Source organism: Bradyrhizobium sp. Ken01, from assembly GCF_055807355.1.
Genome location: NZ_JBVVPC010000083.1, coordinates 1 through 15445, shown reverse-complemented (window position 1 = coordinate 15445; position 15445 = coordinate 1). Strand labels below are relative to the sequence as shown.

Genomic DNA, 15445 nt, shown 5'->3' with positions numbered 1-15445 from the left:
TGATGCTGTCTGCCCGGTTGGGCTCGCACACACCTCCGCGACAGCTTGACCGTAGCAACGACGGCCAGGACCACACGTCTATATTTTGGCATTCGGTGAAACACGCCGAAACTAACAAAAGACTTTAAAACAAGCGTCTTTGGACTACCCTGATGCAGGCAGTTTCAGCGGGCTTCACCAAATTAAGGGCCCGGCCCTAAGTCTTTCAGCGTCCGCTCGACACACTGAAAGCCTCAAAGCCGAGCCCTTTGGTCCCAAGCCTTAGGAGCCGAAACCACATGGATAGTAGCATCGCCCCCTCCCCCGCCGGCAAGCGCGGCCGCAACAGCAGCGTCATCCTGACGGAACGCCTGTGCGAGAAGCGGGTCGCCAACCGAACCAAGCTCTACGACCGCAAGTGTCCCGGCCTCTATGTCAGCATCACGGCGGCGGGCGTGGCGACCTTCTCGTACAAGTTCACCGACAGGCAGACCGGGAAGCAGCGCACCGGCTGGCTCGGCGTCTACAATCCCGAGACTTTCACCGTCGAGGACGCCCGCAGCAAGGTCTACGGCCTCAAGGCGCTGGATATCCAGGCTCTCGCCGAGACCTTCCGCGACCAGAAGGCCAACAGGGCAAAGCGCGGCAAGACGGTCGCCGATATCATTGAGGAGCGGATCGACTGGATGAAGACGCCAGTCAAGAAGCCGGATGGCGAGATGCGGCCCCGGCTGGAAAGCTGGGAGAACACGGCAAGCTACCTCCACCGCTTCATCTGCCCCCGCCTCGGCAGAAAGTTGGCAATGGAGGTCACCAAGCACGACATTGCGACACTCTCGAACGACATCGTCGCGGGGAAGTTCGGCAAGCCCTCGGTCAGTAACGCGCGTCATATGCGCAAGGCGGCCTCGGGCCTGTTCAACTGGGCGGCGGAGGCAGGCCGCGACTATGTAACCGCCAGCCCCTGCGTGAACTTGCCTAAGCTCGATCCCGAGCATCCCCGGACACGAGTCCTGTCTGAGGATGAAATCAGGATCTTCTGGAGCGGTCTCGACCGCGAAGACCTGCCGTGGGATCGCCGGACCCGACTCGCCCTCAAGTTCGAGTTGGTCACCATGCTGCGCTCACGTGAATTGCTTGGCGCGCGCCGGGATGAGTTATTCGACCTCGATGGTCAGCATCCGCGTTTCGACGTGCCCCTCAAGCGGGTGAAGAAGCGGCGGGTGATCCAGCAGCCGTTGTCCGATCTGGCGGTTGAAATCATTAAGGAGGCGCTGGCGTCCGCAGACCAGAAGTTCGTATTCGAAAGCCCGATGTACAAGGGCCAGCCGATCCACCGCAAAGCGATGGCCGACGCGCTGCGCGGCACGAAGCACGAGAAGAACAAGGACAAAACCAAGACCGCCGGCCTTTGCGAGCTGCTCGGCCTTAAGCCGTTCACACCCCACGACCTCCGCCGAACAGCCGCAACCCTCGCCGGCGATCTGGGTTTCGACGATGCGTGGATCGCGAAGTGTCTGGATCACGCCGCCAGTAAGAAGGCCGAGGTCGTCGTGCCGACCGTCACCGGCAAAGTTTACAATCACAGCAAGCGGCTGAAGGAGAAGCGCGCGGTGTTGGACGGAGTCGCGCTGGAGCTGCGGCGAATCATCGGGGCGCCAGTCACGAAGACGTCGGACCACGACGGGCCGCGGCTTGCTGCGGCCCAACCTGCCCTAGGCTGAGAGAGAGAGCCGCACGTCCCTGCGCAGCGACCCCCCTTGCGTTAGATCAATGAATGATGGGTCAAATCATGAAAATCGCCGAAGGCGCTCAGCAAGACCGGCGAAGCAGAGCTATTCGGAGGTTAAGGGCGAAGTTTCAGCATAGTCCTGTCAGTGTTCCGTATGACGAATTTGAAATCACGAGCCGTCTATCTGGTTCTTCTTTTAGTTCAGCTAAGTGGAGCGCTCTTCATAATCTTGGAGGGTTTGCCAGAATTTAGACACTTGATGAACTTTCCCGGTGAGCAACTGCCGTTCGAACGGTCTGACAATCTTGCTGCACCGGTCATGATTCTCGCGATGCAGGTCGCCTATTGGTATCGCCTGCAACGCGTTCCGCTTCCCCCTCAGCAATCGAATCCGATCCTCAGTCACTTGTTTCTCTTTCTGGGGCGACTTGCCTTTATTTTTGGCGGCTCGCTGTTCGGCGTCGTGTTCTTCAGACATTTGCCGGAGATCAATCAAGGCGCCGATCTTTGGCTCATGTCCCGACGTGGGCTGCAACTCCTGGCGTCGTTGTTCGCGCTGTTCTGCGTAACGCTTGAACTAGAGCGACTGGGGCGTGCGCTTGGAACTAACCAGTAGCGGCCTCATCTCATTCAACACCGCGCGGGCTTCACGCACGGCCAAACCTGCGTTGTCACAAAGTACAGCGGCCCAGGACTGACATCCTGTTTGTCTAAGGTGCGCCTTGCCAATCCTACAAGACGCCAAGCTTCCCACGATTAGCGAAAACATCGAAGGCCCCGGCGCAGTCGCCAGTTGGTCGGAGGCCGCAACCCGCGAGCCATTGTCTTTGGCGTCTCAGCGAATGATCCCTCCCACGAAATGAGATTCACAGACCCACGACTTTCCGTTCATGTACAATTCCGCTCGGTTGGAGCACCCGGGCTGGGCGCAGATAATCGTGGCCTTGGTCGCACCATCACCGTGCCTTTCTGACAGCACCGACGCTCTCAGTAGCACGGCGCATATGGGTAATAACCGCATTGCCGGCGGTGATAGTACGCTCCCGTAGCCGCTGCTCCGACGGCAGCAGCGCCTACAGCAGCTCCATAGTATCCGCGCCGATACGCGCGCCGGTGCACTCGCCTATTAACCCCCGCAACGCTGCCAGGTGTGAGCGGACGACCGACGCGAGCGTCAGCTTTGTCGACCGAGATAGCGACCATCTCAGCCGGCGACAAGTGCAACGACACTGGCGCCAAGCACAACATCGCTGCACCGAGGGCCGTGCAGAGCACCTTTGACCTTTTCATGTTTTTTCTCCTAAGACATGGCCATGGTGGGCGCACAGATTACTTGTTCTCTTCGGCAGCACCGTCGTGCCCCGTCGGCCGCTCTTGACGCCGCTCTGCGCGTCCGGTGCGACGTTCCTGTCGCCGCTCGGTTCGCCCACTGCGCCGGCACCGTGGTCCGAGCTTCCCGCTTTGACAGCGTCAAACTCACGGGCGAGGCCACTAGCCCAAACACCGCTGCGTGCCCAAGGAAAGTGAGTGCGTTGCGACACAGACCTGTTTCGGTTCCGAACGTTCATTCATGTTGAGGCTCCCGGTTGCTGCCTCAGAGCATGTCACCAGCGTCGGTGGCCTACTTATTGATCTGGATCAACCTGGTTCGGTGCTTCAAGCCATTTTGGGATTTCGGTGGATGGGATCGACACTCTCGGCGAGTGAGGGATGACAGTCCCTGCTGTGACGATCAGTCCGTCGTTGGATTTGGTGCGCGCAAAATCCTTGGCCGCTGCTTCGCTTTCAAACGTGTTGGTTAGGCGCGGATGTCGCCGTCGTGACAGTGCGCCGTCCGGTGGCACTTCAAAAGTGACGTACCAAGTTTGTTTCATGCCGTAATGACGCCCCGGCGGTACCAGTGACATATCCCCGCCAGACAAAGAAAAGCCGTCACCGGGACGAAACGATGACGGCTTCTTCCTGGCTTGCGAAATCGGCCTTTACCGTCCGGCTCCAACGCGATTGACGCCACCATTCGCATTGCCACCGGCGTTGTGGCGGACTGCGGCGCGCGCCACCGGACGCGGTCTGAGCACGACGCCTGCCCGAGCGACGCAACCCGCCGGATACTCCACGTACTGGCAGTAAATCACCGCCTTGGCTGGGGTTGGACTAAGCGACAGGGTTGCAAGCCCAAGCAGGCCGCTGGCGGCAATGCCCGCAACCGTCGCTGACTTGATCGAAAGAAACTTCCTCGAATGCATGGCGGACCTCCCTTTTTCGTGCCTGCGCAACAGATGCACGGACGCCGTCTCAGGTGCGGCTACACGCAGCGTGTCCGCTAAAGGATCGGGGGCGTTGACACAGGTCAACCATGCGTTCCCCTAGCGACGCGGGAACCCCACAGAGGCGAGTGCAGCGCACACGTGTCGGTGCAGCTCCTGCGGCTCAGGTGATAGGGGTGGGCTTACGCGCTGAGCCGGTACTGCCGAGCTCGAGGGTGACGAGCCTCGCGAGAAGCGTCGCCGGATAAAGCTGACCGATCACGCTCTCGATGTTGCAGAGACTTCGTGCCAACGGATGTACCGGAACGATGTCTCCATACCCAGTCGACGTAAGCGTGACAAAGCTCATGTAAAAAAGCGATGCGGCAACCGAATGGTCGTCCTCGAAAGCTATTCCCTTGATTGCGTCGGGAGCCGCCAGCCCTACAAACAGGAACAGCGTTGCAAAGGCCACCGCAATCAACAAGTACAGAAGGATCGCTCCGATAATTCGGTGATATGTAACGAGACCTCGCCTGAAAACGGCCTGAAGCACGACAACGCCCAACGTGCAGGCGATGACCAGCCATGCGCCCGCCAAAATGTGAAGGTGGTACGGTACTGGGTAGTAAATGCGCAAGAAGAATACGGCGACGTTGAAAACGAGCGCGAGCGACATCAGAACGAGAGCAGTCGGACTGTTCGAGATGATCACCATGCTGACGATGATCGCTAGCAACAGGCCATCCGCAAACAGATGAAAGGCGGTAATGCCCATTGCTTGTAGCGGGGCGAAGACAAAAATCAGTAATGCCAGCACTGCCGTGAGCACCGAGAGCAGCCAGTCAATGCGTTCTCCGCGCAAACGGCGCAGCTCGCTTACGGGCGTCTTCATCGATGTTCCTAAGGCCTGGCGCTGACCGCAGCGCTGCACCTTTGTACAATTCAGGACGAAAGTTCAGTCTCGTTGACCTAGATCAAGGGAACGGGAGCAAACCCGGGCGCGCTCAGTGAATGGGTTAGTGGCTTGCCGCAGCCTGTTTGAGCGGTTCGATCAACTCGTGCGCTGAGAACGGCTTCGTTAGAAATGCGACGCATCCGGACAGCAGTGCGGCGTCGCGAACGGAATGGGTCTCATTGCCGGTGATGAAAATGACGGGGACCAAAACGCCTCGTGCTTTGAGTTGATGTCGGAGATCGATCCCGGAGCGCAGGTTGAGATTGATGTCCAAGATGATGCAGAGTGCGTTGGCGATGTCGGCGTGCTGCTCCAGCTCTTCGGCAGACGAGAAGAGGATCGGTTCATAGTCATGCTGTCGGAGGAGCCGCTGGACAGCCCTCAGCATTCCGGGATCGTCGTCAACGACTATGACTTGCCTACTGTGCACTCCGGGACCTCTTGATCGCTTCCGGGTACGTGATCGCTATCAGCTCTGCGGAACCACGGCATTTAACTAAGGTACTCCTTTCAGCTCAGGGCGTGTGTTCCGTGTTTGGGGAAAGAGCGCCGATCCTCTCGGCAAGAGATACCAGCTCGGCTAACGACCGGACCTGCATTTTCTCCATCACACCGTGACGGTGAGCTTTGATCGTGCGCTCCGTTGTTCCAAGCGCGTGAGCGATCTGCTTGTTGATTTTGCCCCGAACGATGAAGTTGAAGACCTGTCGCTCGCGCGGCGTCAATGTAGCGAGACGAGCACGGGTCGCACTTACTTTGTTTTGCAGATCTAATGTCGATTGATGATGTGCCAACGCTCCTGCGATTGCGCGAAGAAGGTCTTCGGAGCTTACCGGCTTGCTCAAGAAATCCCGAGCGCCCGCCTTTATGGCCCGCACGGTGATAGGAATGTCGGTATGACCGGAGAGAAATATGATCGGCAATGCCGAGCCGCATTCGCCTAATTTTTTTTGCAAGGCCGGGCCGTCCAGATCGGGCATTTGAACGTCGAGAAGAATACAACCCGGACTGCCGTCGCTCGGCAGTCGGTCGAGCAACTCCTGCGCTGACGCATAGACTGCGACCTGGTAACCGGCGTGCTTCAAATGCCGCTCCATGGCCCCCCGGAATGACGGATCATCGTCGACAAGATGCACGAGCCCAAACATCGGTCCTCTTTCGCTGCGAAAAGGGTACCGCGCAACTCGGGGAGAGTAAGTGTCGTTTGGCCCTTGTTCAGGCATAGCTGATCTGTCGCTGCGATCTACTACCAAAGTCTCAATGCGGTTTGTGCCACGCCGTCGTGCCGCGCTGCCCCTGACGATGGCGACACTCCGCATGGACGGTGGACAGCTACTACCGTGCCCTGCCAAGGCGCGAAAACCGGGCGACGGCACTCTATCAGAAATTCAACCGGACTTTTTCCAGGTTGCGTTGCGGATCGCTACCAAATTATGATTGATGGTCAGGTAAGTCATACGCCGTATGACGATGCGATATTTGGCGGATCTGCGGCCCTGCACCAGCCGAGCCAGCGATGGTGCACCTAGCATTGCGATTGGGACTGCATGTTGAAGGCGTTCGCATTATCGATTTGTGCTGGCTTCCTTCTGCGGGCGACTTGTCATGCTGCGGAGCTGACAAAAGACGCCGCATTCGGCCCCGCGCAAGTCGCGCCAAAGGTTGCTTCCAGTCGCTTCGGATCAAGGGGCTCATCGTAGCACTGCCCGGTCCGCAGGATACCATCGACCCCGATTTCGCCGGCATCCGATCAAGTCTCGCGGCACTCGGGATCGGCTACGTCGGCTACACCAACAACAACTTTTACGACAACATGCTGCCCGCAGAACGGAGCACGTTCGGCCAGCAGGTCTATAATGGTCAGAAGCCAACCTTCTTCACGAATAACGTGATGCAGATAACTTACGACCTCAGCAGATACGGGATTTCCGACGGTCAGATCGCGGTTGGCGGCATCTACAATTACGACACCTGGGCACCGGCCGGGCCGAACGCATTTAGCCTCGCGACACTCAGCTATTATCAGACCTTCCTGAACCGGCAGGTGGAATTGAAGGTTGGATATTTGGCCAATGTCGTTGAGTATTGGGGACCATTTCTGGCAGGCAATTTGTCGTCCAGCATCTTTGGACCGAGCGGACAGATTCCGGTCGCGGCGGGTCTAAGCGCCTGGGCCTGGGCGAAACCGGCGATCAACATCAAGGTCAACGGCCCGGAGGGGCTATATGACAAGTTCGGTGTGCAGGTGGCGAGCAGCCCGGATGGCCCCTTCGCCGAGAAGACCGCTAACCCGACCGGCCTGGACTGGTCGACGCCGAACAGTGGATTTCTCGCGATCAACGAGGTCGGCTATCGCAAGGAGGCCGCCCCCGGCCAGCTCGCGACCTGGGTGCGTACCGCAGCCATCATCAACACCAGCAAGTATGTCGATTTCCAATTCGGCGGCCGGAATGCCGGGAATTACGCAGCCTATCTTCTGGCGGATCGACAATTTGTCCAACTTGCTCCAATCGAAGGTCAGGCGGCAAGGGGGTGGTACGCTGGTCTCACCGCGATGTATGCTCCGCCGGAATTCAATCGCGTCAGCGAGTACTATGAGGCACGCCTCTATGGCATAGGTCTGCTGCCGTCCCGGCCAGGCGATATGGTATCCTTGGTTGTCTCCCGCAATGTCTTCAGCCAATATCTGGTCGATGCCGCCGTGCGAGGCGGCCAGCTCGCGCATACCGGCAATTTTTCGATAACTGCAGCCTATTATGCACCCGTTGCGCCCGGCATCCGCGTGGGCATCGGGCTCGGGTACACCAATAACCCCACGCCGGTGGTCTATACGCCGCAGACCGGGAGTGCCCTCAATGTGTTAGCCAATGCGACGATGTACTGGTGAGGCGACCATCGCGATGACCTCGCTAAAGCGGCGCGTTTGCGTGTGGGTCGCTGCCGTTGTCGTGCTTGTCGTCTCGATGGGGAGCACAACCGCCCAAACCCGGTCTGGCCAGATTGCCGGCCAACCGAAAAAGATTTTGCTGCTTCATACATTCGGTCCGAATTTTGAGCAGGGAGCCGCATGGAGCAGGGAAATTCAGAGAGAACTCAACAAACAATCGCCTTGGCCGCTGAACATTCAGGAACATTCGCTCGTCACGGCGCTGGACGGGGACGACGCCGCCGATGCGAAATTTGTTGAGTATCTTAAGGCGCTCTATGCTCAACGGCCGCCGGATTTGATTGTCGCTTTAGGTGCACCCGCTGCCCTCTTCGTCCAGCAGCACAGGCCAAACTTCTATCCGACAACGCCGATGCTGCTTGCGGCAGTTGAGGTGCGGCGGGTTGAGCCATCCATGTTGTCGGAGCGGGACGCCTTGGCCGGGGTCCGATACGATCAAGTCGCGGCTTTTGAAAACATTTTGCGGCTACTGCCGGAGACAAAGGCCATCGCGATCATCCTCGGAAGCTCCCCCAGTGAGCGCTTTTGGGCTGGCGAGAACCAACGGATAGTCGGTCCACTGCTGAAGAAAAACAACGTTGAATTAATCTTTTACGGCGAGCAGCCGCTAGCGGATATACTGAAAGCAGTTGCGACTTTGCCACCGCACACTGCACTTTTCTATCAGCAGCTAGCGGTGGACGGTGCAGGTGCCGTCTATGGAGACAAGGAGCCATTGAGGCGCATCTATGAAGTCGCCAACGCTCCCATTTTTTCATTCGATCAGTCTTACTTTGTCGGTCAGGTTGTTGGCGGTCCGATGTTTTCACCGGCTGAGGGTGCCCAACCAATGGCTGCTGTTGCCGTGCGCATGTTGGGGGGCGAGAAGATAAGCGGCACTGATCCTATCGGCTTCTCAGGACCGAAATACGATTGGCGACTACTTCAGCGCTGGAACATCAGCGAGAGCCGCCTGCCGCCGGGGAGCGAAATCCTGTTTCGGGAGCAAACTGCATGGCAGCGTTATTCCTCACAAATCCTGCTGATCAGTGCCATTCTTCTCGCGCAAGCCGGGCTTATTGCTATCCTGCTACATGAGCGTCGTCGGCGTCGGTTCGCCGAAGTGCAGTCCCGGCAGCGCATGGCTGAACTTGCTCATGTCAACCGCTTCTCGACCGCAGGCGAACTAACCGCGTCCATTGCTCACGAAATCAACCAGCCGCTGGGCGCTATCCTGACCAATGCCGAAACCGCACAGGCGGTTCTGAGGTCTCCTAACCCTGATATCGCGGAACTGGATGAGATTGTTACCGACATCTTGAATGATGACCGCCGCGCGACCGAGGTCATCAAGCGAATGCGCAGCCTTTTGAAAAAGGCACCATTTGAACTGAAGCAATTCGACCTCAATGAGGTGGTGCAAGAGACGACCAGGTTTTTGTCCTCCCTTGCCGCTGGTCGGAAATTCGAGATGGCTACGGTGATCACACCGGATGTGCTTCCAATTCTGGGCGACCGCATCCAGCTTCAACAAGTCATTCTAAATCTCGTCCTGAACGGGATGGAGGCGATGAAGGACACGTCGAGCGAAAATCGGTTCATCAGCATTCGGACTTCGCGCGTTGATAACTTTGCCCAGCTATCCGTGTCTGATCGCGGTCCCGGCATTCCCAAAGACAAGTTGAAAGAGGTCTTCGAGCCGTTTTACACCAGCAAGGCGGAAGGCATGGGCATGGGCCTATCCATCGCGCGCAGCATTATTCAGGCGCACAACGGGGTCATCTCGGCCAAAAATCGGGATCACGGCGGCGCGATGTTCCAGATCAAGCTTCCATTGGTCAGTTGACGCTAAACGGCAGACTGTGCAGCGAACGCGGTGGTTCTCGCAGACGAAACCTAAGCCAAAGCAGATGGGACGGTTGGGATTATCATGGCATGAAAAAGCGCGCGGGCCTTGCTCCAAAGATCGGAAGCATACCGCGCACCTCGGTTACACCGCCAATTGTTTGCGAACGGCGGCGGCCGAATTGCCTACCTTGTCGATGACCTTCTGTAACTCGTCCTTTGAGACACCAAGCTGTTTGGTCCAATACTTGACCTCGAAGTCTTCATGCATTGCTACGGTCGCGCTGGTCCCGTTTGGTGAGACTGTCGCTCATCGTCCTCCTCCATCGCCTGTACAAGCCGCTCATCATCGAGAACGGCCAGCAGGTCATTGATCGTGTTTTCGGCGTCCCTGGGCCCAGGCTCGACATAGCGAGCCAGGATGGCCTGGGCTTCTTTTACCGCTCGGGTTACGCGATCCGGCATGCCGGTACTCCACTCACTAGTGGAGAAAACACCGTCAGGAACGCCGCGTTCCTTTGCTAAGCCCCTTGAATGAGCTGGCCCGTAGCAGGCCCTCGGAGGTGATGTCCCGGTATTCGATGTCGGCGTAGAACTTTGGCTCGACCCAAGTGGCCTTCGGTTTCCTGACGGGCTTGGTGAGCTTTTGCTTCGGGCTGACGACGGTATCGAGAGCCTTGCGGATCTCCGCCGACTTTGTCCGGCTCCAACCCGTGCCGACCTTGCCCATGTAGCGCAACTCTTTTCCGTCGTGCTTGCCGAGGTAGAGCGCGGCGACGCCGGAAGGGTCCTTGACGAAACCAACGACCGGGAATTTTTCGCGCTGCACCGTCTTGATCTTCTGCCAAGCTTGAGCTTTCTCGCCGCCTCGAACAACCCCTGACCGTCACCTTCATGGTGCTCGCTGTAGAAGATCGGTGCTTCCAGCCCGTTGTCTTATGAGCTGCTTCAGCAGCTCCTTGCGGGCAAGCTGCGCATGCTTGCGGAGGTCTACGCCGTCCAGCCACAGGAGATCGAAGGCGAAGAAAACGAGGCGGTCCTGGTCGCCTCTGCCGAGGTCCGCCTGGAGTTCGGAGAAGTTGGTGCGCTCTTCGTGGATGACGACCACCTCACCATCCACAATGGCTTGCCCTTCGATGTCGAAGGCGCCGGCGATGACCGAGAACCGGTTGACCCAGTTATGGCCGTTGCGCGTGAAGGCCTTTCGGTCGTCGCCGTCGATGTGGAACTGGATGCGGTAGCCGTCGTATTTGACTTCGTGAATCCACTGAGCGCCCGAAGGGGCCTTCATCTTCAGGGTCGCAAGCTGGGGGCTGATAAAGCCCGGCATGGAAGCTCGCGGCTTCTTGGCCGGTGCTCGGGTACGCTTTGCCACTCACACAACTCACAAAAAGCGCGCCGTCGGTTGTTGGGTGCCGACGGCGGGGCAGTCTACCTACCTTATTCACGACTCTCCAACAGCGAAGCCCACGCGGTGTTCCCCCGCGGTCTCTCATACAACCGCAATCGCGATTCCAGGTTGTATTTTCAACGTCAACGAGAACGGCCGCCGAACGGTTAGCGAACGCGGTGTGACGCAGCGTTCTTCCAGCGGAACGCCCTTAGTCCACTGGGACCTCTTCAGAAGATCCGGCAGTGGAGTAGCCTTCTTCAAGCGCCTTCAACGCAGCCCGAGCGTGGCGAGCGGCTTCTTCATTACCTGATTTTTGAATCTCTTCGACAGCCCAGGCCAAATACTGAATGGCGGCGTCATGGTGAGCGCTATCGCGGTCTGACATTGACTAACCTGTAAGCGTGGTCTTTCGAAACCTCGAAACGCTCAGGCGCGGCAGTCGGATCACATTTCCCGTCAGATGCTGTCCCTTGGCCGGGGCTACGCCTCCGACGCCGGCTCAGCTTAACTTGGGTGAAAGAACCTGAGCGCGGGGGCGGGGTAGCCTAGAGTCGCTCAAGGCATGGTGATAGCAGTGGATCGCGAATTTAAGAACGAAGTCTTTTCGAGTTTCGACCCTACCCCGGCGAAGCCCTGCGCTGAGTGTGGCAGAAAGCCCCGCTCCGTGTTGAAAATGTTAAACCCGCAAAACGGTAAAATCGTTCGCATGTTCAAGTGCGAGTGCGGCGCGCAGACTTGGACCGAGGACAAAGAGTAAGGCCGCCATAGAGCGTTCTTCAGGAGGAACGCTCTCAGTACTGGGGCCTCTTCAAAAGCTCCGGCAGCCGGGAGATTGCCTTTCCGATCCGCCTCGCCTCGTCACGGGTGAGGAATTGCTCCGCGTATTGGTACGGGCGCTGGTGAAGGTCTTCGCGGTGGGGCACCGAGCAGACGGAAAAGCCGTTTGCGTCCTTTACGCGGAAACATTGCCCCTCCTCCACCATCACCCACGGCGCAGGAAACCACCGAAGGTTATCCATCATATCCTCGGTTTGCCGGAGTGCCCCTTATCGGCTTGCCGGACGCATAGGTCAGGCCTTCCTAGCCGCCCGCACTTGCCCGTCTCGCTCAGCGCACAGGTCATCAACCTTACTCAGCATCCTTTGAAGCAAGGTCTCAGCCGAGGCGGTCGATAACCCGGCCCGTTGAAGCTGGAGAATTTCCTTGCGCTGGCGGCTTACCTGCGAGCGCATGCGCTCGATTTCCGAGCGGACATATTCGAGCGTGGGCATTGCACAGACCCAGGATTTTCCCCAATTGAACAAATCAAGAACAACGAGTCACCTCACTCGTCGCGAGCATCGCACCCGGGATTGGCACATAGTGCACTAGCCAAACACGGACGGTCTGTTTGTCTAGGGTGCGCCCTTGCCGGTCCTTCAAGCCCCCAAGCTTCCGACGATTGGTGAGAGCGTCGAAGGCCCCGGCGCGGTCAGCTTCGCCGGGGCCGGTCAACGCGGGATAGCTCAAGACAATGGATGCTGAGGCTGAGCGGCAACGTGGTTTGGAGTTGGGCCGCCGGTGGGCGGAGCACGCTTCTGCACACGAGCTGGCCACCATGGTGAGCGGCTCGTTCGATGACCTCAGCCAAATGCTACCAGCTGACGTGTCAGATCATTTCGTCGGCGGCTTTCGCGAAGGCGTGTTGCACGTCTGGCGCGGGGCCTAGGCGTCCCTCAGCACAACACTCCTTCTACGGTGTTCGACCGCCTTTGTTAGGCCCGCAGTCCTTGCCTTCTGCCCGGACGATCTTCGCCAAGCTCTCAAGTTGATGAGCCGAGTCCAGCCCAACATGCCACACCGAGCGAAACTCAAATGAATTGCGCTGTTACGCAGGAGCTACGCTAATGCAGGGCGCGATCCGTTGCTTGCAAGCGGTTGCAAACTGGTTCGACCTAGGTGGCTCTGTTCTGAATGGCCGTTGGTAGAGTGCGGGATTTGTTTTTCTTACAATACGCGACAACCGCACTGGAATTCCGCTGCAGGCGGTCGTAATCCAATACACTGTTGCTTGCCGCTGCGTTGTAATAGCCGCTCATGAAGTATCTTACAAAATCTTGATCCGCTGAACCGTATGCCAACCAGGTTCCGCAAGTGATCTTGTTAAAATCCAGCGTAGCAGTAGGCACCGCATTTACGCCTATCGATTTTTCCAGCCCTACCATCACACTGGCAGTTGGGTTGGATTGGCACCACCCTCTTACGCTTGTGACATTTGCCCGATGCAGGTCAAAATCTACAAACGTCCTCCGACTTTCATAACTGAACCAGCCGGTCATCCAAGCCGAAAACTTGCTCGACGGTGCAGCCGACATGGCAAGATACTCGCCACAGGTGATGCTGCGAATATCGGCCGTCGTGGCGCGCGCCTCACTGGCCAAAGCTGAGGAGACTAAGACCAGCGCAAGCAGAAGAAATCTGCACCTCATTGTGATGACCTCCCGAAACTTCCAACGATCCCGCTGTCATTAACTTTCATGGCTCGCCGATTATTGACTTAGATCAACGCCAGTCCCCACCCGCAGGCAAACTTCTTCTAGGTTCCTGCCGTTAGCTGGAATCGGAAGCCGGGAGCCACGGTTTTTTTGCCAGAGCGCTCACTCCCGCATGGCGGAGCCGCTATTCCAGTTCACGCCGGTCAAGAGCCATCATGAGAGTCGCGGGTTGTTGCTAGTTGATGTCTCGCTCGGAGAGGCAAACGATGAGAATCCTGCCGCTGTTGCTCGCTCTTGCATTCTTGTTTGCATGCACCGGCGATGGCCATGCAGTAGTGCGAATTGCCAATGATCGGGGTGGTTTGATTCAACGTTACCTGGATCGGTATGATGAGCTAAAGGACACGGGCCAAACCGTGGTAATCGATGGCCTCTGCGCGTCCGCCTGTACGATTGTACTAGCAAAGATCCCATCAGGTAGAGTTTGCGTAACTGAAAGGGCTAACCTTGCTTTCCACGCAGCATGGGACCTCGGCGCTGGCGGACGACATATTACAAATCGAGAAGCTACGCGGATGATCTATTCGATGTACCCGGCTCCAGTTCGGAGCTGGATCTCAGGGAAAGGTGGTTTGTCGCCTCACACTATTTTCCTCCGCGGGACGCAGTTGCAGACTATGTTTCCACGCTGCTATTTGGATGCTGCAGTTTTCCTGCGGTCGTAGTCCACCAAGGGCACGCCTCTAGTGGGGAAAGAAGAGCTAGTTGTCGGGCGGATCACCACAGCACCGAGTGTGTTCTGCAGTTTGAAAATTTCAACCGCGGCATCCATACTGAACTGCTCTCGCTGACAAGAACTCCTAATTTCTCCGAGAAGCGATCTTCTTAAGCGTGGCGATTTGTCGAAAGAAGTCTTTTATCGACTGAGCCGGGCTTCCAAGAACCTTGGCCCCGGGTGCAATATCTGAGATTACGCCTGCTTGCGCGCCGATCTCCGAACCTCGGCCTATTCGAAGATGCCCTGCCATAGCCGCCTGCCCCCCGACGCGGACGAAATCCTCAAGCACAGTTGAACCCGAGATCCCGACTTGTGCAACTACAACGCAACAGCGGCCGAGAGTAACGTTGTGGCCGATTTGCACGAGGTTATCGAGGCGGGATCCAGCGCCGATCACGGTGTCACGCGATGATCCGCGATCAATCGTCGAATTGGCACCAACTTCAACGTCATCTTCCAGAATAACTCGCCCAAGCTGGGGGATCGAGAGAAACCCGCCGTTGGTGGATGCGAATCCGAACCCTTCCTGCCCAATCCGCCCACCTGGGTATACGTAGACGCGCGCTCCCAATACCGCGTAACTAAGGCTCACATGTGCGCCGATCCGGCAGTCCCTACCGATGATGACGCCGCTTCCGATGACTGCGCAAGGACCGATCCGACAGCCCGACCCTATCTCCGCTCCGCTTTCGACCACACACAGGGGTCCAACTTCTGTTGAAGGATCAATTTGAGCGCCATCCGCTATTATTGCTGAAGGGTGAACACCAGGACGTGGCGGTGGTACAGGGTAGAACAGGGCAGCAACGCGGGCCCAAGCGGCATACGGTTCGCTCGTTTGGATCGCCACAGTTGCCGCTGGTACTCGTGAAGCCATATCAGGGTGAACGAGCACCGCGCCGGCGGAGGTTTGATCCAGGGCGGAAGCGTAACGGCGATTGTCTAGAAAGCTCACTTGAGTCGGTCCGGCCGCCTGTAAAGGGGCCAAACCTTCCAGCAATAATTCACGTTCGTCTGCCACACCCCGCGCCGTGCTCGCGACGAGCGCGAGGGAATGCGGGCCAGTTCGCCGGAAGAACCTTGCGCTCCCTAGTACTGTTTCGGTCATCACATC

At 57.9% G+C, this 15445-nt stretch carries 15 protein-coding genes; 4 read left to right on the top strand and 11 right to left on the bottom strand.

Going from position 1 to position 15445, the window contains the following annotated elements:
- The first annotated feature begins 434 nt into the window (after nt 1–434).
- Both AC0L3S_RS37610 and AC0L3S_RS37605 read left to right on the top strand, forming a co-directional pair.
- Nucleotides 435–1703, top strand: coding sequence for a tyrosine-type recombinase/integrase (locus AC0L3S_RS37610; protein ID WP_473284900.1), 1269 nt, complete (start codon nt 435–437; stop codon nt 1701–1703).
- Nucleotides 1704–1865: 162 nt separating this feature from the next.
- On the top strand, nt 1866–2327 hold the full coding sequence (locus AC0L3S_RS37605; protein ID WP_473284898.1) for a hypothetical protein: 462 nt from the start codon (nt 1866–1868) through the stop codon (nt 2325–2327).
- A 1009-nt stretch (nt 2328–3336) separates the two neighbouring features.
- On the opposite strand, the gene AC0L3S_RS37600 is transcribed toward AC0L3S_RS37605, so the two are convergent.
- The 5 genes from AC0L3S_RS37600 to AC0L3S_RS37580 form a co-directional block, all read right to left on the bottom strand.
- Entirely contained in the window at nt 3337–3618 is a 282-nt protein-coding gene (locus AC0L3S_RS37600) for a hypothetical protein (RefSeq protein WP_473284896.1), read from the bottom strand.
- A gap of 75 nt (nt 3619–3693) precedes the next feature.
- Nucleotides 3694–3957 (bottom strand): hypothetical protein, encoded by a 264-nt coding sequence (locus tag AC0L3S_RS37595; RefSeq protein ID WP_473284894.1) that lies wholly within the window; start codon nt 3955–3957, stop codon nt 3694–3696.
- A 184-nt stretch (nt 3958–4141) separates the two neighbouring features.
- Nucleotides 4142–4852, bottom strand: a complete 711-nt coding sequence (locus tag AC0L3S_RS37590; RefSeq protein WP_473284892.1) for an ion channel — start codon at nt 4850–4852, stop codon at nt 4142–4144.
- A gap of 124 nt (nt 4853–4976) precedes the next feature.
- Complete coding sequence (locus AC0L3S_RS37585) at nt 4977–5345, bottom strand: response regulator transcription factor (protein WP_473284890.1); 369 nt, start codon at nt 5343–5345, stop codon at nt 4977–4979.
- A gap of 85 nt (nt 5346–5430) precedes the next feature.
- Nucleotides 5431–6063 carry a response regulator transcription factor gene (locus tag AC0L3S_RS37580; protein WP_473284888.1) on the bottom strand — a complete coding sequence of 211 codons (633 nt, stop codon included), beginning with the start codon at nt 6061–6063 and terminating at the stop codon, nt 5431–5433.
- A gap of 368 nt (nt 6064–6431) precedes the next feature.
- On the opposite strand from AC0L3S_RS37580, the gene AC0L3S_RS37575 reads away from it, so the two are divergent.
- Together AC0L3S_RS37575 and AC0L3S_RS37570 are read left to right on the top strand one after the other, a co-directional pair.
- Complete coding sequence (locus tag AC0L3S_RS37575) at nt 6432–7802, top strand: carbohydrate porin (RefSeq protein ID WP_473284886.1); 1371 nt, start codon at nt 6432–6434, stop codon at nt 7800–7802.
- A 13-nt stretch (nt 7803–7815) separates the two neighbouring features.
- Nucleotides 7816–9687, top strand: a complete 1872-nt coding sequence (locus AC0L3S_RS37570) for a sensor histidine kinase (RefSeq protein ID WP_473284884.1) — start codon at nt 7816–7818, stop codon at nt 9685–9687.
- Nucleotides 9688–9831: 144 nt separating this feature from the next.
- On the opposite strand, the gene AC0L3S_RS37565 is transcribed toward AC0L3S_RS37570, so the two are convergent.
- The 6 genes from AC0L3S_RS37565 to lpxD form a co-directional block, all read right to left on the bottom strand.
- Nucleotides 9832–9957, bottom strand: coding sequence for a DUF3606 domain-containing protein (locus AC0L3S_RS37565; RefSeq protein WP_473284882.1), 126 nt, complete (start codon nt 9955–9957; stop codon nt 9832–9834).
- 228 nt (nt 9958–10185) lie between these two features.
- Nucleotides 10186–10515, bottom strand: a complete 330-nt coding sequence (locus AC0L3S_RS37560; RefSeq protein WP_473284880.1) for an ATP dependent DNA ligase — start codon at nt 10513–10515, stop codon at nt 10186–10188.
- 63 nt (nt 10516–10578) lie between these two features.
- The gene (locus tag AC0L3S_RS37555) at nt 10579–11016 is read right to left on the bottom strand and encodes an ATP-dependent DNA ligase (RefSeq protein WP_473284878.1); all 438 of its coding nucleotides are present in this window, start codon (nt 11014–11016) and stop codon (nt 10579–10581) included.
- Between the two features lie 271 nt (nt 11017–11287).
- A complete protein-coding gene (locus tag AC0L3S_RS37550) occupies nt 11288–11464 on the bottom strand; it encodes a hypothetical protein (protein ID WP_473284876.1) in 177 nt (58 codons plus the stop codon).
- A 1549-nt stretch (nt 11465–13013) separates the two neighbouring features.
- The gene (locus AC0L3S_RS37545; RefSeq protein WP_473284874.1) at nt 13014–13547 is read right to left on the bottom strand and encodes an HdeA/HdeB family chaperone; all 534 of its coding nucleotides are present in this window, start codon (nt 13545–13547) and stop codon (nt 13014–13016) included.
- 866 nt (nt 13548–14413) lie between these two features.
- Nucleotides 14414–15445, bottom strand: a 1032-nt coding sequence (gene lpxD / locus AC0L3S_RS37540) for a UDP-3-O-(3-hydroxymyristoyl)glucosamine N-acyltransferase (RefSeq protein ID WP_473284872.1), incomplete at its 5' end; no start/stop codon positions are given.

Bases quoted from the DNA above. Each gene is read 5' to 3' on its own strand.
- AC0L3S_RS37605 (WP_473284898.1), top strand. From the start codon at position 1,866: ATGACGAATTTGAAATCACGAGCCGTCTATCTGGTTCTTCTTTTAGTT.
- AC0L3S_RS37600 (WP_473284896.1), bottom strand. From the start codon at position 3,618: ATGTCACTGGTACCGCCGGGGCGTCATTACGGCATGAAACAAACTTGG.
- AC0L3S_RS37595 (WP_473284894.1), bottom strand. From the start codon at position 3,957: ATGCATTCGAGGAAGTTTCTTTCGATCAAGTCAGCGACGGTTGCGGGC.
- AC0L3S_RS37590 (WP_473284892.1), bottom strand. From the start codon at position 4,852: ATGAAGACGCCCGTAAGCGAGCTGCGCCGTTTGCGCGGAGAACGCATT.
- AC0L3S_RS37580 (WP_473284888.1), bottom strand. From the start codon at position 6,063: ATGTTTGGGCTCGTGCATCTTGTCGACGATGATCCGTCATTCCGGGGG.
- AC0L3S_RS37575 (WP_473284886.1), top strand. From the start codon at position 6,432: ATGGTGCACCTAGCATTGCGATTGGGACTGCATGTTGAAGGCGTTCGC.
- AC0L3S_RS37570 (WP_473284884.1), top strand. From the start codon at position 7,816: ATGACCTCGCTAAAGCGGCGCGTTTGCGTGTGGGTCGCTGCCGTTGTC.
- AC0L3S_RS37565 (WP_473284882.1), bottom strand. From the start codon at position 9,957: ATGCATGAAGACTTCGAGGTCAAGTATTGGACCAAACAGCTTGGTGTC.
- AC0L3S_RS37555 (WP_473284878.1), bottom strand. From the start codon at position 11,016: ATGCCGGGCTTTATCAGCCCCCAGCTTGCGACCCTGAAGATGAAGGCC.
- AC0L3S_RS37550 (WP_473284876.1), bottom strand. From the start codon at position 11,464: ATGTCAGACCGCGATAGCGCTCACCATGACGCCGCCATTCAGTATTTG.
- AC0L3S_RS37545 (WP_473284874.1), bottom strand. From the start codon at position 13,547: ATGAGGTGCAGATTTCTTCTGCTTGCGCTGGTCTTAGTCTCCTCAGCT.